The sequence below is a fragment of the Micromonospora sp. C97 genome (assembly GCF_018070385.1).
GTDB classification, from domain to species: domain Bacteria; phylum Actinomycetota; class Actinomycetes; order Mycobacteriales; family Micromonosporaceae; genus Micromonospora; species Micromonospora parva.
In genome coordinates this window covers 54,646-70,607 of the sequence record NZ_JAGPXU010000019.1, presented here as the reverse complement: position 1 = coordinate 70,607, position 15,962 = coordinate 54,646, and the positions used below count along the sequence as shown (strand labels likewise).

The following is a 15,962-nucleotide window of genomic DNA, read 5'->3' as shown; positions in this document are numbered from 1 at the left end:
CAGGCACGATGGGTGCATGAGCGCACGAGTACGGGCTCCCGAACTGCGCGGTCGGGGCTGGCTGAACACCGGTGGACGCGACCTCAAGCTCGCCGACCTTCGCGGCAAGATCGTCATCGCGGATTTTTGGACGTTCTGCTGTATCAACTGCCTGCACGTGCTCGACGAGCTGCGCCCGCTGGAGGAGAAGTACGGCGACGTGCTCGTCGTGATCGGCGTGCACTCGCCGAAGTTCGAGCACGAGAAGGACGCCGACGCGCTCGCCGCCGCCGTGGAGCGGTACGGGGTGCACCACCCCGTCCTCGACGATCCTGAGCTGGACATGTGGCAGCAGTACGCGGCCCGGGCCTGGCCGACCCTGTCGGTGATCGACCCCGAGGGTTACGTGGTGGCCACCATGGCCGGCGAGGGGCACGCCGAAGGGCTCGCCCGGCTGATCGACGAGTTGGTCGCCACCCACGAGGCCAAGGGCACCCTGCACCGGGGAGACGGCCCGTACGTCCCGCCGCCGGCACCGGAGACCGCGCTGCGCTTCCCGGGTAAGGCGACGCTGCTGCCGAACGGCAACCTGCTGGTCTCGGACTCGGCCCGGCACTCGGTGGTCGAGGTCGAGCCGGACGGTGAGACGCCGGTGCGGCGGATCGGCTCGGGTGAGCGGGGTCGGGCGGACGGGCCGGCGGCCACCGCGACGTTCTCCGAGCCGCAGGGCGTGTGCCTGCTGCCCACGCATGTCGCCGAGGTGGCCGGTTACGACCTGGTGGTGGCCGACACCGTCAACCACCTGCTGCGCGGCGTACGGCTGGAGTCCGGCGAGGTGGTCACGGTGGCCGGCAGCGGCCGGCAGTGGCGCGCCGAGGTCGACGACCACGCCCACGACGCGCTCGCCGTCGACCTCTCCTCACCGTGGGATCTGGCCTGGTACGACGACAAGCTGATCATCGCGATGGCCGGTATCCACCAGCTGTGGTGGTTCGACCCGATCAAGCGGACCGCCGGCATGTACGCCGGCACCACAGTGGAGGCGCTGCGCGACGGCCCGCTGGCCGAGGCGTGGATGGCCCAGCCGTCGGGGCTCTCCGTCTCGGTCGACGGCACCCGGCTCTGGGTGGCTGACAGCGAGAGCAGTGCGATCCGGTACGTGGAGAACGGCGTGCTGGGCACCGCCGTCGGGCAGGGCCTGTTCGATTTCGGGCACGTGGACGGTCCGGCGGAGTCGGCGCTGCTGCAACACCCGCTGGGCGTGTGCGCGCTGCCGGACGGCTCGGTGCTGATCGCTGACACGTACAACGGCGCGGTGCGCCGCTTCGACCCGGCCAGCAACCAGGTCTCCACCGTGGCGGACGGGTTGGCGGAGCCGAGCGACCTGGTGCTCACCCCGTCCGGTGAGGTGCTGGTGGTGGAGTCGGCCGCGCACCGGTTGACCCGGCTCGCGCCGGGTGCCCTGTCGGCGGCGGGGGCCAGCACGGTGGACGGCCCCCGGCACCGCACCGAGCGCAAGCCGACTGATCTCGCGGCCGGCGAGGTCACCCTGGACATCGTCTTCACCCCGGCGCCGGGGCAGAAGTTGGACGAGACGTACGGGCCGTCGACGCGGTTGGTGGTGTCGGCGTCCCCGCCGGAGCTGCTGGTGGAGGGTGCCGGGACGGGCACCGAGCTGTCCCGTCGGCTGGTGCTCAACGGCGAGGTCACCGCTGGCGTGCTCCAGGTGACGGCTCAGGCGGCGACCTGTGACGCGGACGTGGAGCACGCGGCGTGCCACCTGACCCGGCAGGACTGGGGCGTACCGGTCCGGGTGGTCGACGGTGCCGTGACGCGGCTGCCACTGGTGCTCCGCGGTCTGGACGCCTGACCTGGTCGGAGGGGCCCGCGCGGGGCCCCTCCGGTCAGGCGAACGGGGCGAGCGTGATGTCGGCGTCGATCAGGGTGGCGCGGACGAGTTCGGCTGCGGAGACCGCGCCCGGGGTGTCGCCGTGCACGCAGATCGAGTCGACCGAGCAGGGGATGACGGTGCCGTCGACAGCCACCACGCTGCGGTGCGTGGCCATCCGCACCGCCCGTTCGGCGACCTGCTCGGGGTCGGTGATCACCGCGCCCGGGGTGCCGCGCGGCACCAGCGCCCCGTTGGGCAGGTAGGCGCGGTCGGCGAAGGCCTCGGCCACCACCGGCAGACCGGCACCGACGGCGAGTTGGGCGAGGGTCGACCCGGGCAGGCAGAGCACCGGCAGCTCGGGGTCGTAGCCGGTGACCGCCGCGACCACCGCCGCCGCCTGGGATTCGTCGATGCTGGCCGCGTGGTAGAGCGCGCCGTGCGGCTTGAGGTAGCGGACCCGGGTGCGGAACAGCCGGCAGAACGCGTCGAGCGCCCCGAGCTGGTAGGTCACCTCGTCGCGGAGCTCGGCGAAGTCGTACGCGATGTGCCGCCGGCCGAAGCCGGCCAGGTCGCGGTAGCCGACCTGCGCGCCCACCGCCACCCCACGGTGCGCGGCGCCCTCGCAGACCCGCCGCATGGTGGACGGGTCGCCGCCGTGGAAGCCGCAGGCGACGTTGGCGGAGGTCACCAGGTCCAGCAGCGCGTTGTCGTCGCCGAGTCGCCAGATGCCGAATCCCTCGCCCAGGTCAGCGTTGAGGTCCATGGAATCTGACGGTAGTACCTGGCCGTGCCTGCGCGAGCGCTGTCACGTCGGTGACCACCCCGATGACGGGGTATCCGCCGGTGGTCGGATGGTCCGCGAGGAAGATCAGGGGTTGTCCGTCCGCCGGCACCTGTACCGCGCCGAGCACGATGCCCTCGCTGGGGAGTTCGCCGGCGACCGCGCGGGGCAGCGGCGCGCCGGCGAGGCGCGCGCCGACCCGGTTGCTCACCGGGCTGATGGTGTACGCGCTGCCGAAGAGCCGGTCGAACGCAGTCGGCGTGAACCAGTCCTCGCGGGGGCCGGGGCCGAGCGTCAGGTGCAGCTCCGGCTCGGGGTGGGCGCAGCTGGTCCAGTCGACCGGCGCGGGTGCGGCGACCGGTCTACCCAGTGGCAGCCGGTCGCCGTCCCGCAGCGCAGATGGGCCGAGCCCGGAGAGGGTGTCGGTGGCCCGGCTGCCGAGCACCGGTGGCACGTCGATGCCGCCCGCGACCGCCAGCCAGCTCCGTACGCCCCGTCGGGCGGGGCCGATCCGCAGCACCGTGCCGGCCGGCACGCTGAGCGGGCGTCCGGTGTCACCGGGCCGAGCACCCGCCTGGACCGGGACCTCGGCACCGGTGACCGCGACAGTGGTGGCCCGGGTCAGCCGCACTGTGCAGCCAGTCAGGGTGATCTCCAGGCCGGCCGCGTGCTCCGGATTGCCGACCAGCCGGTTGGCCAGCCGCAGGGCGGCCGGGTCGAGGGCGCCGGAGCGGGGTACGCCCAGGTGCGCCCAGCCGGGCCGGCCGAGGTCCTGCACTGTGGTGAGCGCGCCGGCGCGGAGCACCTCGATGGCGCCCGGGTGGGTCACGCCGCCACCATCCGGACGGTGGTGCCCGGGTTGAGGCGGGCCGGCGGATCGGCGGCGACGTCGAACAGCACCAGGTCGGTCCGGCCGACCAGCTGCCAGCCGCCGGGCGACGCGCCCGGATAGATGCCGGCGTACGGGCCGGCCAGCGCGACCGAGCCGGCCGGGACCCGGGGACGGGGCGTGGCCAGCCGGGGCAGCGCCAACTCGGCGGGCAGCCCGGTCAGGTAGGGAAAGCCGGGGGCGAAGCCGCAGAACGCGACCCGGAACCTGGTGCTGGTGATCCGCTGCCGCACCGCTGACACGTCCACGCCCCAGTGGTCGGCCACCGCCGGCAGGTCCGGCCCGTCGAAGGAGACGGGCACGACCACGTCCGCCGCGTCGGCGTCGGCGTTGACGGCGGCGCTGGCGCTGGCGTCGGCGTCGGCGTCGGCGTTGTGGCCTGCGGCTCTGGTGTGCTCGGGGCCGGTGGCCGCGGCGGCGACGGCGGACGCCCATCGGGTCAGCTGCCGGGCGGTGGCGGTCGGGTCGGGCAGGCCGTCGAGCAGCACGGTCCGGGCCGCCGGCACGATCTCGACGGCGATCAGGTCGCCCCGTTCCCGACGCCGCCACAGTTCGCTGCGCCACGCTTCGACAAGCGCGGCCTCGGGGATGTCGGTGGGCGTGGTGCAGTCGAGGAGCAGGGCGTGCGCCCCGACGGGTCGGATCCGCATCCGCTCATCCTCGCCGATGTGCCGCCGATCCGGTGTTCACGGTGATGGTGCCCGGTGTCACCAACGCCACTACTTACAAGTAACCTACGGTGTCGTAACCTGACTGGGTGACCACCTCCGCCCCGCTTCGCCTGAAGCCGGTCGACATCGGTAAGCCTCGGATGCGCGGCTGGCTCCACACGTACGCCTTCTTCGTCGCCGTGGTCTGCGGCATCGTGCTCTGCTCGATCGCCGCCACCAGGCCGGGATGGGCGCCACTGGTGAGCTGCCTCATCTACAGCCTGACGGTCTGCGGGCTCTTCGGCACGAGCGCGTTGTACCACCGTCGGGTGTGGTCGGAGCGCGGCTACCAGCTGATGCGCCGGATGGACCACTCGATGATCTTCGTGTTCATCGCCGGCACGTACACACCACTCTGCGTGATGCTGCTCGCGCCCCGGCCTGCCACGGTGATGCTGGCCCTGGTCTGGGGTGGCGCGTTGGCCGGCGTGGCGGTCAAGGTGGTCTGGCCGCACGCGCCGCGCTGGGTGTCCGCGCCGCTCTACCTGGCGCTGGGCTGGGTGGCGGTGGCCATGCTGCCGGAGATCCTGCACGGCGGCGGCGTCGCGGCACTGGTGCTGCTGGTCGTCGGCGGCGCGATCTACAGCGTGGGCGCGGTCTTCTACGCGTTGCGCCGGCCCAATCCGTGGCCGACCGTCTTCGGCCACCACGAGTTTTTTCACGCCTGCACGCTGCTGGCGGCGCTCTGTCACCACATCGCCATCTACTTCGCGCTTTTCGCCTGACCCGAACTCCGGGATCGGCGGCTCCCCGGGATCGGGCACCGCATCCCACCTCACGATCCGCGGGGGCGCGCGGGGCGCGGCTCCGGGGCCGGGGCCGAACGCGAGCCGGGGCCCCGCGACGCTGCGGGACCCCGGAGTGTGTGAGCGAGGATCAGACCGGTCGGCCCGGCCTACGCACCTCGCGATACTCCTGCACGACCTGGTCGTTCTGGACCGGAACGACCCGGTCGGCCACCACGCGCTCCTCGCGCACCGGCGCGGCGACCACCGTGCGGCGGCGGCTGCTCCAGAAGTAGAGGGTGACGAGCAGACCGGCGACGCCGGCCAGCATCAGCACCCAGCCGACCACTGACAGGTCAAGCCAACCCAGGTCGGCCTCCACTGCGAACGCGAAGATCGCGCCTATCGCGATCAAGAAGATGCTGCCACCAATGCCCATGTCTCGCTCCTCGGCTCGAACCTGGCGTACCTCGCGCCGCGGCCGTCGGTAGGGGTGCGGCATCCATCGACTTACCCCGGCACGGAGATCGCCAATCGGGCAAGCTGGGACCATGACGGACGCCGACCCCGACACACGGACACTGGTGTTGCTGCGGCACGCGAAGGCCGAGCAGGGCAACGACGCGGCGGACGACGCCGAACGGCCACTGAGCGCCCGCGGGACCGCCGACGCGGCCGCGGCGGGGGCCTGGTTGGCGCACCACGGGCTGCTGCCCGACGTGGTGATCTGCTCGACGGCCCGCCGCACCCGGCAGACCTGGCACGGCGTGGCGATGGGGATGACCGGTTCCCCGCCGGAGGGTGGCCCGACCGGTCCCCGCCCGACCGTCCGTTATGAGCCGGGCGCGTACGACGCGCACCCCGAGGAGTTGTTGTCGCTGGTCCGCACGGTGGACCCGGCGGCCCGCACGGCACTGCTCATTGCCCACAATCCAGGCATCTCGCTGCTCTCGGCGCTCTTCGACCCCGAGGGTGTCGACGACGGGGGGTTGCGCACCGCCGAGTTGGCGGTACACCGCTGCCCGGTCGGCTGGTCGCAGTGGAGCAGGGCGGGAGCGCCGCTCACGGCCCGCCACACCGCACGCGACTGAGCCACCCGCCGGCAGTCGACGGGTGGCTCAGCGGTACGCGTCCAGCCTGGGTGGGGATCAGGACGGCGGCGCGGTCGGTGGCGGCGGGTCCGGCGGTGGCGGCATCATCGCCGTCGGATGAGACAGCCGGTTCTCCTCCACGATGAGGGTTCGGGCCCGCTTGCGCCGGTCCTGCCAGAACCAGAGCGTGGTCAGCAGGACGGCCAGCCCAGCCAGGATGAACACCCAGCCGACCGCGCGTACGTCGATCCACCAGACGTTGGCTCTCAGCGCGAAGGTCAGGATCGCGCCGATCGCGATGAGAAAAATGCCGCTACCTACACCCATGTGCGCTGCACTCCCCCGTGCGGTGGCTCTGGGCGTTCCCTTTCGAGGTCACGCGACGGTTACCCGCCACGCCACCGGCATACCCGACCGGGCTCGCCGAATACGTGCCCGACGCGGGGTGGGACGGCGACGGCCGGCGAGGCAGACAGCCCCGCCGGCCGTTGCGGCGTCGGGTGGTGCGACCCGAAACCGTCAGACGTGCCGTGGCACGCTCAGAAGGCCTCCTCCGGGAGGTCCATGATGTCGAGGTCCGTGCCCTCGATGATCCGCCGGTCGGCACCGATGCGGGGCAGCACCTCACGGGCGAAGAAGCGGGAAGCGGCCACCTTGCCGGTGTAGAACGCCTTGTCACTGGCGGAAACCTCGCCGGCCAGCGCCTTCAGCGCCACGTCGGCCTGCCGCTGCAGCAGCCAACCGACCACCAGGTCGCCGATCGCCAGCAGGAACCGCCGGCTGCTCAGCCCGACCTTGTAGAGGGCGCGGGTGTCGCCGCCCTGCGCCTCGCCCAGCCAGCCCGTCATCACACCGAGGATGTTCTGCACCTCGGCGAGCGCCTTGCCGAGCGCCTGCCGCTCGTCCTTGAGCTGACCGTTGCCCGCCTCGGAGGAGATGAACTCCTGAATCTCGCCGGCCACCGCCATCAGCGCCTTGCCGTTGTCCCGCACGATCTTGCGGAAGATCAGGTCCAGGCTCTGGATGGCGGTGGTGCCCTCGTACAAGGTGTCGATCTTGGCGTCCCGGACGTACTGCTCCAGCGGGTAGTCCTGCAGGAAGCCGGAGCCGCCGAAGGTCTGCAGGGCCTCGTGCCCGAGCAGCTCGTACGCCCGCTCCGAACCAACGCCCTTGACCAGCGGCAGCAGCAGGTCGTTGACCCGCTTCGCCAGCTTGGTGGCCTTCTCGTCGCCGGCCGCCTCGGCGATCGCGACCTTGTCCTGCCAGGTGGCGGTGTAGAGGACCAGGGCGCGCAGACCCTCGGCGTACGACTTCTGCATCAACAGCGAGCGGCGCACGTCCGGGTGGTGGGTGATGGTGACGCGGGGCGCGGTCTTGTCCGCCTGCTGGATCAGGTCGGCGCCCTGCACCCGGTTCTTCGCGTACTCCAGGGCGTTGAGGTAGCCGGTGGAGAGGGTGGCGATGGCCTTGGTGCCGACCAGCATCCGGGCGTACTCGATGATCATGAACATCTGCCGGATGCCGTCGTGCTTGTCGCCCAGCAGCCAGCCCTTGGCCGGTACGCCGTGCTCGCCGAAGGTCAGCTCGCAGGTGTTGGAGACCTTCAGGCCCATCTTGTGCTCGACGTTGGTGGCGTAGACGCCGTTGCGCTCGCCCAGCTCGCCGGTGGTCTCGTCGAAGTGGAACTTCGGCACCACGAAGAGCGACAGGCCCTTGGTGCCGGGGCCACCGACCCCCTCCACGCCCACCGGGCGGGCCAGCACGTAGTGCACGATGTTGTCGGTGAGGTCGTGCTCACCGGAGGTGATGAAGCGCTTCACGCCCTCGATGTGCCACGAGCCGTCCGGCTGCTGGATGGCGCGGGCGCGGCCGGCGCCGACGTCCGAGCCGGCGTCCGGCTCGGTGAGCACCATTGTGGAGCCCCACTGCTTGTCGATGAAGAGCTTGGCCCACCGCTTCTGCTGCTCGGTGCCCTCGACCTCCAGCACGTGCGCGAAGGACGGACCCGAGGCGTACATCCAGATGGGGGCGTTCGAGCCGAGCACCAGCTCGGCGAGGGCCCACCAGAGGGCGCGCGGCGCAGTGGTGCCACCCAGGTGCGGCGGCAGGTCCAGGCGCCAGAACTCGGAGTCCATGAACGCCTGGTACGACTTCTTGAAGGACTCCGGCAGCGGCGCGGTGTGCGTGGCCGGGTCGAAGACCGGCGGGTTGCGGTCACTGTCCGTGTAGCTGGCGGCCAGATCCTCGCGGGCGAGGCGGTCCAGCTCGGCGAGGAAGGTGCGGGCCGTGTCGGCGTCGAGTTCCGAGTACGGTGCCTGGCCGAACGCCCGGTCCGCCCCGAAGACCTCGAACAGGTTGAACTCGAGATCCCGCAGGTTGCTCTTGTAGTGGGTCATGCTCGCTGGCCCCGCTTCCGGACAGGTGTTACCGATCAGTAACCCAGACTGTATTACTCGCGGGTAGGCAGCGACAAGCGGATCACCCAAGTGACGGCGATTACACACCTGCGGTGCCGCCGGCCGACTCAGCTCTCGGCGGCGCCGACCTCCCAGCTCGGGACGGCCACGGCCGCGCTGGTACGAGCACCCACGTACTCCATCAGGACCAGCGCGATGTCGTCGTCGAGCCGGCCGTGGACCCACTCGACCAGGGCGGTCTCCAGCGACGCCAGCCCGTCGGCGACAGTGCCATGGCCGAGCAGCCGCCAGGCCCGGTCGGCGGTGGGGAAGAACTCGCCGTCCCGCCGCGCCTCGCCGAGACCGTCGGTGAACAACAGCAGCCTGTCCCCGGGCTCCAGGCGTTCGACCCGGGGGCGGACCACCGGCATGAACCCGAGCGGAGGCGCCGGGGCCGGCGGTTCCAGCGGGATCACCGCGCCCCGACGCAGCAGCAGCGGCGGCGGATGCCCGCAGTTGACGATCGTCAGGGTGCCGCCCCGCTCCTCGACCAGTGCCGCCGTGACGAAGTCCTCGTCCCCGACGCTGCGGGCCACCGCCCGGTCCAGGTCGGCGACGACGGCCCGCAGGTCGGCCCGCTCGTACGCCACGTGCCGGTAGGAACCGAGGACGATGCTGGCCAGCCGGACCGCGTCCAGGCCCTTGCCTCGCACGTCACCGATGATCATGCGTACGCCGTAGGGGGTGTCGATCGCCTCGTACAGGTCGCCGCCGATCTCGGCCGTCGCGGTGGAGGAGATGTAACGCCCCGCTACCGAGAGCGTGCCGACCTGCGGCCCGAGCGGGCGCAACACCGCCTGCTGGGCCACCGAGGCGAGTTTGGTCAGCTCGACGATCCGCTCGGCCTGCCGCTGGCGAACCCAGGCCACCGCCACTGCCAACGCGGTGACGAGCGCGACCGCGACAACGTTGACCGAGGTGTCCAACGAAACCTTCGGCGCGACCAGCGCGAAGCCGACGCTGACCAGAGTCGCCGCGACGCCCACCCCCAGGACCACCAGCCAGGACGCCAGGGCCGCGGCGAGCACCGGTGCGGCGGCCAGGAGCGCGACGTAGTGCACCTCCCGGCCGTCCGCCACCTCCACCGCCGACACGATCGCGAGCAGAACGAGGGCCGCGCCGAGGCCGGCGCGGGATCCGGGGCTCAGCGGGCGGCGGCCCGACTGGAGGAGTCGCGTGGGTACGACTGACAGTTTGCCTGATCCACGTGAACCGGTGAATGAACCTGACCCGTCGTCCGAGCAGGTTCTGTCCGGCCGGCCCAGTCGGCTGACCGAATCGGCGTCGTCCGCGCCGCTCAGCCGAGAACCTCGTAGCGGACGGTGAGCGCGCCCACGTCGACCGAGGCGATGGTGGCGAAGGCGGCCCGGGAGAGATCCAGGCAGCGGCCGTCGATGAACGGGCCGCGGTCGTTGATCCGCACCGTCACCGACTTGCCGTTGGCCGGGTTGGTCACCCGGACCTTGGTGTTGAACGGCAGTGTCTTGTGCGCGGCGGTCAGCGCGTCAGGGTTGAACGACTCGCCGTTGGCGGTGAGCTGCCCGTCGGAATAGAACGAGGCACCGCACGAACCGCTCTCCAGCACCTTCGCCGCGGCCGTGGTCTTCTTCGCGGTCGGCTTCGGCTTCGGCTTCGGCGACGTGGTGCGCTCCTTGCTCCGGGAGGCGGCCTGCTGCGACCGGGTCGCCGACGGGCTTGCGGTCGCACTGGGCGAGGCGCTGGCGCTCGGGGAGACGCTTGGGGAGCTGGGGGTGAGGCTGCTCGCGGCGGTGGTCGGGGTGAGGTCGAGAGCAACCTGCCCCGACTGGTCGGAGCCGGAGGCCAGCTGCACGGCACCGACGGTGCCCCCGACCGCGAGGGCGACGCCGACCGCCGCGGTGGCCACGATGCCCGCCGGGGAGGAGAAGATGCGGGTACGGGAGTGCCTGCCTGCCACCGGCCCGGTCCTTTCGTCGTCTGAACAAACCGGGTCGGACCGTAACGAGAGAAGCACTTCCGAAGTCAACGTGATCATGGTGCTATGCCCGCATTTGCACAGGTACGTGTAGCCGATCATCCGATCCGGGGTGGGCCGGGCGGCCCGGGTGCGGCGGGACCCACCGTCCGTACCGCAGGATGAGCGGATGCCCTCCGAGCTGACCGAACGCCTGGCCGCCCTGTTCCGGTGGATCGACTCCGGCCCGGGCACCAGTCACCTGGTCAGCGACATCTCCGGTTGGTGGCGGGACCCGACGGTGCTGGCCGAACTGGGACCGGCCCTGGTCGCGCCCTACCGGGCCGCCCGGCCCACCGTGGTGCTCGCGCCGGCCGTCACCGGGCTGCTGCTCGGGCCGTTGGCCGCCACCGCCCTCGGGGTCGGCTTCGTGGCCGCGCACAAACCCGGTGACGGACGGCTGCCGGCCGGACCGCTCACCTGGGCCCAGAGCCCACCGGACTACCGGGGCCGACGCGTCGACCTCGCCGTACGGGACCGACACCTCGGCCCCGACGACCGGGTGCTGGTGGTGGACGACTGGGTGCGCACCGGCGCGCAGCTACGCGCCCTCTACGACATCTGCGCCGCTCGGGGCGCCGAGGTGCTGGGCACCGCCGTGGTGGCGGTGGACTGCCCGCCCGACGTCGCGGCCGACCTCCGGATCACCGGCCTGATCGCCGCCGCCGATCTGCCCGCTTGACCTCAAGCGAGGTTCAGCATTGACGATCGACTGATGAGTGACGGAGTTCTCGACGAGGCGTACGAGCGACTGCACCGCACCGGCCCCGAGTTCGAGGGCTGGTTGTCCAACCACGGGCCGATGGCCGTCGAGGCGTTGGTCCGGCACGGGCACCAGCAACGGGTGCACCGCTGGCTCGACGACTACCTCGGCCGCCTCGACGAACTGCCCCGGGGGCTGCACCCGATCGACGACTGGCGGTCAGCGCTGGGCGACCCGAAGCGCGCCGGCGACTGGTTGACCTACTTCGACGGCCAACTGCGCGAACACCCGTGGCGCGCGGTGCTCGGCACCTGGTGGCCCCGGCTGCTGCCGGGCATCGCCGCCGGTGCCACCCACGGGGTGATCCGGGTCGGGCACGCCGTACGCGCGCTCGACTCGGCCGACGAGAACCCACTGCGGCTCGCCGAGTTGGGCCAGGCCCTCGGCTACTGGGCGGCCCGCTGGCAGCCGATCCCCGGCACCGACCAACTGCTCGCCGGCAATCCGGAGCAGTCGGGCACCAGCGACGTCGACGTGGCGGCCGCGCTGGCCGGGGTGCCGCGGATCGACGACCAGACCGGGGGCATCCGGGATCGGCTGGGCCGGCTGCCGGACGTACCCCGGTGGGAGCCGGCGCTCGCGGCGCTGCGACCGGCGCGGAGCCCGGCCGAGGCGCAGCGCGGGCTCACCACGCTGGTGCACCGGGCCGGCCTGGACTACCTGCGCTTCGGGCACACCAACCCGGTCATGCTGGTGCACGCGGTGACCGCGCCGACCGCTGTGCTGCGTACCCTGCCGGCTCTGGACCGGGCCCTGTGGGCGCCGAGCCTCACCGCGGCCTGGGCCGCGACGGCGGCCATGACCTCGGTGTACGCCCCGGCCGACAGCATCGCGCCACCGACGGTGGCCCCGGCGACGCCGGCGGAGGTCTTCGCCCGCGCGGCCCGGCACGGCGACGAGCACGTGGTCAAGCTGGCCGACGCGATCCTCGACGCGTACGCGGCCAGCGGCGACGACCGGCTCCTCATCGCACCCGGCTACGCCGGCCAGTTGATCTGAGCGGGGCGACGGGTATTGCGGCAGCGTCCCGGCCCGTGCTGGCCTAGCCTCGGCAGGATGTGGCCTCGGATCGGTGAACTGCGCGCCCTCGCTCTCGGCACCCCCGGCGAGCTACGGGCAACCCTCAACACCCTGGTGCTGGCCGGGGTGAAGACCGCCACGGCCGGGCGGCTCGCCGAGTACGCGGACGAGGGCGAGGAGTTGGAGCACGTCGGCGAACGCCTGGCGCTGGTCGACGACGACGACGCCCTGGCCGGCGTCGTGGAGATCACCGGAGTCGAGGTGGTCCGTTTCGCCGACGTGCCCTGGGACTTCGCCCACGCCGAGGGCGAGGGTGACCGCTCGATCGAGGAGTGGCGGGGCGGGCACTCGGCCTACTGGGCGCGGCTCGGCACGCCGGTCGACGACGACACCCCGATCGTCTGCCTCCGCTTCCGGCTGGTCTCCGGCGGCGAGGGTGGGGTGACCGGCGGCGACCTCGGCACCTGACCCGGCGGGTTCGGGTGCGGCGGACTCAGCCCGGCGGGTTCGGGTGCAGCGGACTCAGCCCGGCGGGTTCGGGCGCGGCGGGCTCAGCCGCGTAGTTGTGGCAGCAGCCGGGTCGCCACGTCCACCAGGACGGCCTCGTCACCGGCGTACCAGCTGCTGGCCCGCGGCCAGTGCGTCACCACGTCGGTGAAGCCCAGCTCGGCGGCCCGGCCGACCTGATCGGCGAAGAACTGGGCGCTGCTGAGCGAGAAGACCGGCGCCGCGTCCAGCGAGAGGTAGCGGTCCAGGCTGGCCGGATCGCGGCCGGCCTCGGCCAGGGTCCGGTCCATCCGCGCGGACAGCGCCGACACGCTGGCCCACCAACCCGCCAGGTCGTTGTCGTCACCGGTGCCGGTGGTCACCCAGCCCTGCCCGAACCGGGCCACCAACCGCATCGACCGTGGCCCGTTGGCGGCCACCACGAACGGCACCCGGGGCTGCTGCACGCAGCCGGGATTGTTGCGGGCGTCCACCGCGGCGAACCAGTCGCCACGCCAGGTGGTGCCGTCCTCCCGCAGGATCAGATCCAACAGCTCGGTGAACTCGGCAAACCGGTCGACCCGCTGCCGCGGTGGCAACGTCTCACCACCCAGCACCGCCGAGTCGAAGCCGATGCCGCCCGCGCCCAGGCCGAGCAGCAGCCGACCGCCCGAGACGTCGTCCACGGTGGTGATCTGCCGGGCGAACGCGGCCGGGTGCCGGAAGTTCGGCGACGCCACGAGGGTGCCCAGCCGAATCCGCGAGGTCACCGTGGCGGCGGCCGTCAACGTGGACATCGAGTCGAACCACGGGCCATCGACCAGGTCACGCCAACCCAGGTGGTCGTACGTCCAGGCGTGGTCGAAACCCCACTCGTCGACCTGCCGCCAACGACGCTGCGACTCCGCCCACCGCTGGTCCGGCAGGATCACGATGCCAATCCGCATGATCGCCACCCTAGCCGGGGACACCACCAGGGTCGGGTTCTCGCTCTCGTTTCGCTGTGGACCTCACGACGGTCTGCCGGAGGGCGACCTGCGGCTTGCCCGCCGGCCACCCTCCGACCCGAGCGACTACGGCTTACGGCACCTGCCTGCAGGACGTGCCATTTGAACCCTGGTGATAAATGGCCTTACGGGTATTCGGGCCATACACTCCGTCGGAGGGTGTGGCTACCGCAGACTGAACGGCTCGTAGTGCCTTTTCGGTAGCTGGACCGAAACTGCTATCGGCGGTGAGCGGATAGACGCCCTGGCTACGGAGAACCCATTCGTAGCAGACGTTCATTGTGACCTGCAGCTGAAAGACGGCAGAGTTCGCATTGCCCCGACGCAGCGAGCAATTGACGTTACTCCCGTACGCAGGCACGTCGGCCCCGTTGTAAGAGATCCACCTGTTGCACGTCGAGGTGGCCATGGTCTCCACTCCACCTGCCGGAGCAGCCATTACAGGTGTAGCGGTGGCGGTAGCGGCGATGGCCGCCAGCGCAAAGATTGTCAGGACGCGACGCAGCAGCATATTTCCTCCCATGCCGCGGCATTTGGCGCTAGCCCCGTGCCCCGCCTCAATGCCCTCGGCTTGGACCGACGATACTGGACACAGCCAGGCAGATCAATGTCTCTGTTTTGAAAAAGATGCAACCCGTCCACCCACAAATCGCTGCCCCTGCGGAGTGGAGGGTCGATCGCCGCGACGGGGACGACATCGCCGCCCGACCTTGGCTACCGTTCGGCCATGGACACACAGGCACGCCGGACCGACACGGTACGGGCGTTCGGCACCCTGTCACTGCTGGCGGGTTTCGTGGTCTCACTGCTCAGCATGCCGTCCAGCCATGAGCCGCTGAAGCCGCAGATCCTGGCCGCTTTCCTCATCCTGACCGGTCTCGGTCTGCGGATCGAGGCGGCGATCGGCGACCGGAAGTCCTAGGTCCACCGCCGCCACCAGTCCGTACCCTCGGGGGATGGCCACCGAGGCGGCTGCTGCCCGCGAATCCCCGGATCGCCGGATCCGCGTGATCCGCACCGTGGCGATGCTGGTCGGGGTGGTCGTTCCGTCCCTCGTCCTCCGCGAGCTGGTCGAGTTCCGGTTCGGCAGTGGGCCGCTGGCCGACGTCAGCGCTGTCGCGGTGCCGATGGCGGCGACCGCCTGGCTCGCGCCGTACGCCTCCTACCGCCGCCGCGACGCCCTGCTCTGGCTGATCGGCCCCGGCCTCTACGTCTTCGCGGTGATCGCCTGGCGAGTGGCCCTCGCGCCCTACCGGGACTGGCGGCCCCGACCGGAGGAGAGGCCCCGGATGCGCTGGTCACGCGACCCGGAACACGCCGGAACGTGGCTGTTGAGCAATCCGACGAGTGACACGGGTCACACTGGCTCCTCGTAGGGACATCGCGTTCGGCTCCGACCTCTCGGCGAGCGGCACCCGGACGGGGTGTCGACCGAGAGAGGACCAGGCGCGATGACGAAGGTGACCGCACAACTGTCGGTGTCGGTGGACGGCTTCTACGCCGGCCCGCAGTTCGACGGCAACGGCGACTGGATGGGCTCGACGGAGAGCGCGAAGTTCTTCCGGGTCACCCGGTGGGCGACCGACGCGGCGGCCTGGCGCGAACGGCAGGGCTTCAGCGGCGGGGAGCAGGACACCAACTCCGAGGTGATCGCCGAGTCGTTCGGCGCGGCCGGCGCGTACGTGATGGGCCGCCGGATGGCCGACGGGGGTGAGATCCCCTGGGGTGAGGAGCCGCCGTTCCGCGCACCGGTCTTCGTCGTCACCCACCGCCCCCGCCAACGGCTGGTGAAGGGGGGAGGCACCAGCTTCACCTACGTCACCGATGGTGTGGCCAGCGCCGTCGAACAGGCGCGCGCCGTGGCCGGTGGCAAGGACGTCGCGGTGGCCGGTGGCGGCAGCCTGGTGCGTCAGGTACTCAAGGCCGGCCTGCTCGACGAGTTGGAGCTGCACGTCGTGCCGGTGGTGCTCGGCACCGGCCTGCGGGTCTTCGACGCGGACCTCGACCTGGGCGACCGGGAGGGCATCGAACTGACGCCCACCCGCGTCCTGACCACCCCGCAGGTGACCCACATCCGGTACGCGGTGCGCGGTCGCGCCCCGCTCGTGCTCGACGACCGGGGCCGTGGCGGCGGCCCGACGGCAACCGCGAACTGAACCACTGCCGACCGG

General features: G+C 71.7%; 19 protein-coding genes. 9 read left to right on the top strand and 10 right to left on the bottom strand.

Annotation, left to right across the window (positions count from 1 at the left end; all coding sequences use genetic code 11):
- Nucleotides 1–16: 16 nt before the first annotated feature.
- The gene (locus KBX26_RS22605) at nucleotides 17–1,849 is read left to right on the top strand and encodes an NHL domain-containing thioredoxin family protein (RefSeq protein WP_210866374.1); all 1,833 of its coding nucleotides are present in this window, start codon (nucleotides 17–19) and stop codon (nucleotides 1,847–1,849) included.
- A gap of 34 nt (nucleotides 1,850–1,883) precedes the next feature.
- Here KBX26_RS22605 and KBX26_RS22600 read toward each other — a convergent pair whose 3' ends face one another.
- From KBX26_RS22600 to KBX26_RS22590, 3 genes are read right to left on the bottom strand one after another with little or no spacing between them, the layout of a single operon-like run.
- The gene (locus tag KBX26_RS22600) at nucleotides 1,884–2,633 is read right to left on the bottom strand and encodes a LamB/YcsF family protein (protein WP_030332063.1); all 750 of its coding nucleotides are present in this window, start codon (nucleotides 2,631–2,633) and stop codon (nucleotides 1,884–1,886) included.
- The gene (locus KBX26_RS22595; RefSeq protein ID WP_374224320.1) at nucleotides 2,617–3,579 is read right to left on the bottom strand and encodes a biotin-dependent carboxyltransferase family protein; all 963 of its coding nucleotides are present in this window, start codon (nucleotides 3,577–3,579) and stop codon (nucleotides 2,617–2,619) included. Before KBX26_RS22595 ends, KBX26_RS22600 begins: the two co-directional genes overlap by 17 nt.
- Nucleotides 3,477–4,190 (bottom strand): allophanate hydrolase subunit 1, encoded by a 714-nt coding sequence (locus tag KBX26_RS22590; protein ID WP_210866372.1) that lies wholly within the window; start codon nucleotides 4,188–4,190, stop codon nucleotides 3,477–3,479. Before KBX26_RS22590 ends, KBX26_RS22595 begins: the two co-directional genes overlap by 103 nt.
- Before the next feature lie 107 nt (nucleotides 4,191–4,297).
- Between KBX26_RS22590 and KBX26_RS22585 the strand changes: the two genes are divergently transcribed.
- Entirely contained in the window at nucleotides 4,298–4,975 is a 678-nt protein-coding gene (locus KBX26_RS22585) for a hemolysin III family protein (RefSeq protein WP_030332057.1), read from the top strand.
- Between the two features lie 151 nt (nucleotides 4,976–5,126).
- On the opposite strand, the gene KBX26_RS22580 is transcribed toward KBX26_RS22585, so the two are convergent.
- Nucleotides 5,127–5,414 carry a DUF6458 family protein gene (locus KBX26_RS22580; protein ID WP_210861318.1) on the bottom strand — a complete coding sequence of 96 codons (288 nt, stop codon included), beginning with the start codon at nucleotides 5,412–5,414 and terminating at the stop codon, nucleotides 5,127–5,129.
- Nucleotides 5,415–5,526: 112 nt separating this feature from the next.
- On the opposite strand from KBX26_RS22580, the gene KBX26_RS22575 reads away from it, so the two are divergent.
- Nucleotides 5,527–6,066, top strand: a complete 540-nt coding sequence (locus KBX26_RS22575; RefSeq protein ID WP_030332054.1) for a histidine phosphatase family protein — start codon at nucleotides 5,527–5,529, stop codon at nucleotides 6,064–6,066.
- A gap of 57 nt (nucleotides 6,067–6,123) precedes the next feature.
- Here KBX26_RS22575 and KBX26_RS22570 read toward each other — a convergent pair whose 3' ends face one another.
- From KBX26_RS22570 to KBX26_RS22555, 4 genes are all read right to left on the bottom strand, one after another.
- Nucleotides 6,124–6,393 carry a DUF6458 family protein gene (locus KBX26_RS22570; RefSeq protein ID WP_030332052.1) on the bottom strand — a complete coding sequence of 90 codons (270 nt, stop codon included), beginning with the start codon at nucleotides 6,391–6,393 and terminating at the stop codon, nucleotides 6,124–6,126.
- Nucleotides 6,394–6,605: 212 nt separating this feature from the next.
- Nucleotides 6,606–8,462 (bottom strand): acyl-CoA dehydrogenase, encoded by a 1,857-nt coding sequence (locus KBX26_RS22565; RefSeq protein WP_030332050.1) that lies wholly within the window; start codon nucleotides 8,460–8,462, stop codon nucleotides 6,606–6,608.
- Nucleotides 8,463–8,590: 128 nt separating this feature from the next.
- The gene (locus tag KBX26_RS22560) at nucleotides 8,591–9,715 is read right to left on the bottom strand and encodes a PP2C family protein-serine/threonine phosphatase (protein ID WP_210866389.1); all 1,125 of its coding nucleotides are present in this window, start codon (nucleotides 9,713–9,715) and stop codon (nucleotides 8,591–8,593) included.
- A gap of 104 nt (nucleotides 9,716–9,819) precedes the next feature.
- Nucleotides 9,820–10,458 carry a septal ring lytic transglycosylase RlpA family protein gene (locus KBX26_RS22555; RefSeq protein WP_030332045.1) on the bottom strand — a complete coding sequence of 213 codons (639 nt, stop codon included), beginning with the start codon at nucleotides 10,456–10,458 and terminating at the stop codon, nucleotides 9,820–9,822.
- Nucleotides 10,459–10,645: 187 nt separating this feature from the next.
- On the opposite strand from KBX26_RS22555, the gene KBX26_RS22550 reads away from it, so the two are divergent.
- Genes KBX26_RS22550 through KBX26_RS22540 form a run of 3 tightly spaced genes read left to right on the top strand, consistent with a single transcriptional unit; the run spans nucleotide 10,646 to nucleotide 12,766 of the window.
- A complete protein-coding gene (locus KBX26_RS22550; RefSeq protein ID WP_210866371.1) occupies nucleotides 10,646–11,197 on the top strand; it encodes a phosphoribosyltransferase family protein in 552 nt (183 codons plus the stop codon).
- 33 nt (nucleotides 11,198–11,230) lie between these two features.
- Nucleotides 11,231–12,277: a questin oxidase family protein gene (locus KBX26_RS22545; protein ID WP_210866370.1), complete on the top strand. Its 1,047-nt coding sequence runs from the start codon at nucleotides 11,231–11,233 to the stop codon at nucleotides 12,275–12,277.
- A gap of 57 nt (nucleotides 12,278–12,334) precedes the next feature.
- The gene (locus KBX26_RS22540; RefSeq protein ID WP_210866369.1) at nucleotides 12,335–12,766 is read left to right on the top strand and encodes an ASCH domain-containing protein; all 432 of its coding nucleotides are present in this window, start codon (nucleotides 12,335–12,337) and stop codon (nucleotides 12,764–12,766) included.
- Between the two features lie 83 nt (nucleotides 12,767–12,849).
- Here KBX26_RS22540 and KBX26_RS22535 read toward each other — a convergent pair whose 3' ends face one another.
- Together KBX26_RS22535 and KBX26_RS33255 are read right to left on the bottom strand one after the other, a co-directional pair.
- The gene (locus KBX26_RS22535; protein ID WP_210866368.1) at nucleotides 12,850–13,731 is read right to left on the bottom strand and encodes an LLM class flavin-dependent oxidoreductase; all 882 of its coding nucleotides are present in this window, start codon (nucleotides 13,729–13,731) and stop codon (nucleotides 12,850–12,852) included.
- 133 nt (nucleotides 13,732–13,864) lie between these two features.
- On the bottom strand, nucleotides 13,865–14,071 hold the full coding sequence (locus KBX26_RS33255; RefSeq protein ID WP_369009997.1) for a peptidoglycan-binding protein: 207 nt from the start codon (nucleotides 14,069–14,071) through the stop codon (nucleotides 13,865–13,867).
- 447 nt (nucleotides 14,072–14,518) lie between these two features.
- Between KBX26_RS33255 and KBX26_RS22525 the strand changes: the two genes are divergently transcribed.
- From KBX26_RS22525 to KBX26_RS22515, 3 genes are all read left to right on the top strand, one after another.
- Nucleotides 14,519–14,713: a hypothetical protein gene (locus KBX26_RS22525; RefSeq protein WP_210866391.1), complete on the top strand. Its 195-nt coding sequence runs from the start codon at nucleotides 14,519–14,521 to the stop codon at nucleotides 14,711–14,713.
- 34 nt (nucleotides 14,714–14,747) lie between these two features.
- Nucleotides 14,748–15,167 carry a hypothetical protein gene (locus tag KBX26_RS22520; RefSeq protein WP_210866367.1) on the top strand — a complete coding sequence of 140 codons (420 nt, stop codon included), beginning with the start codon at nucleotides 14,748–14,750 and terminating at the stop codon, nucleotides 15,165–15,167.
- A gap of 75 nt (nucleotides 15,168–15,242) precedes the next feature.
- Nucleotides 15,243–15,947, top strand: coding sequence for a dihydrofolate reductase family protein (locus tag KBX26_RS22515; RefSeq protein WP_030332037.1), 705 nt, complete (start codon nucleotides 15,243–15,245; stop codon nucleotides 15,945–15,947).
- Nucleotides 15,948–15,962: the final 15 nt, after the last annotated feature.

Excerpts from the sequence above, each read along its gene's own strand:
- KBX26_RS22605 (WP_210866374.1), top strand. The coding sequence starts at position 17 with ATGAGCGCACGAGTACGGGCTCCCGAACTGCGCGGTCGGGGCTGGCTG.
- KBX26_RS22600 (WP_030332063.1), bottom strand. The coding sequence starts at position 2,633 with ATGGACCTCAACGCTGACCTGGGCGAGGGATTCGGCATCTGGCGACTC.
- KBX26_RS22590 (WP_210866372.1), bottom strand. The coding sequence starts at position 4,190 with ATGCGGATCCGACCCGTCGGGGCGCACGCCCTGCTCCTCGACTGCACC.
- KBX26_RS22580 (WP_210861318.1), bottom strand. The coding sequence starts at position 5,414 with ATGGGCATTGGTGGCAGCATCTTCTTGATCGCGATAGGCGCGATCTTC.
- KBX26_RS22575 (WP_030332054.1), top strand. The coding sequence starts at position 5,527 with ATGACGGACGCCGACCCCGACACACGGACACTGGTGTTGCTGCGGCAC.
- KBX26_RS22570 (WP_030332052.1), bottom strand. The coding sequence starts at position 6,393 with ATGGGTGTAGGTAGCGGCATTTTTCTCATCGCGATCGGCGCGATCCTG.
- KBX26_RS22565 (WP_030332050.1), bottom strand. The coding sequence starts at position 8,462 with ATGACCCACTACAAGAGCAACCTGCGGGATCTCGAGTTCAACCTGTTC.
- KBX26_RS22550 (WP_210866371.1), top strand. The coding sequence starts at position 10,646 with ATGCCCTCCGAGCTGACCGAACGCCTGGCCGCCCTGTTCCGGTGGATC.
- KBX26_RS22545 (WP_210866370.1), top strand. The coding sequence starts at position 11,231 with ATGAGTGACGGAGTTCTCGACGAGGCGTACGAGCGACTGCACCGCACC.
- KBX26_RS22540 (WP_210866369.1), top strand. The coding sequence starts at position 12,335 with ATGTGGCCTCGGATCGGTGAACTGCGCGCCCTCGCTCTCGGCACCCCC.
- KBX26_RS22535 (WP_210866368.1), bottom strand. The coding sequence starts at position 13,731 with ATGCGGATTGGCATCGTGATCCTGCCGGACCAGCGGTGGGCGGAGTCG.
- KBX26_RS33255 (WP_369009997.1), bottom strand. The coding sequence starts at position 14,071 with ATGAACGTCTGCTACGAATGGGTTCTCCGTAGCCAGGGCGTCTATCCG.
- KBX26_RS22525 (WP_210866391.1), top strand. The coding sequence starts at position 14,519 with ATGGACACACAGGCACGCCGGACCGACACGGTACGGGCGTTCGGCACC.
- KBX26_RS22520 (WP_210866367.1), top strand. The coding sequence starts at position 14,748 with ATGGCCACCGAGGCGGCTGCTGCCCGCGAATCCCCGGATCGCCGGATC.
- KBX26_RS22515 (WP_030332037.1), top strand. The coding sequence starts at position 15,243 with ATGACGAAGGTGACCGCACAACTGTCGGTGTCGGTGGACGGCTTCTAC.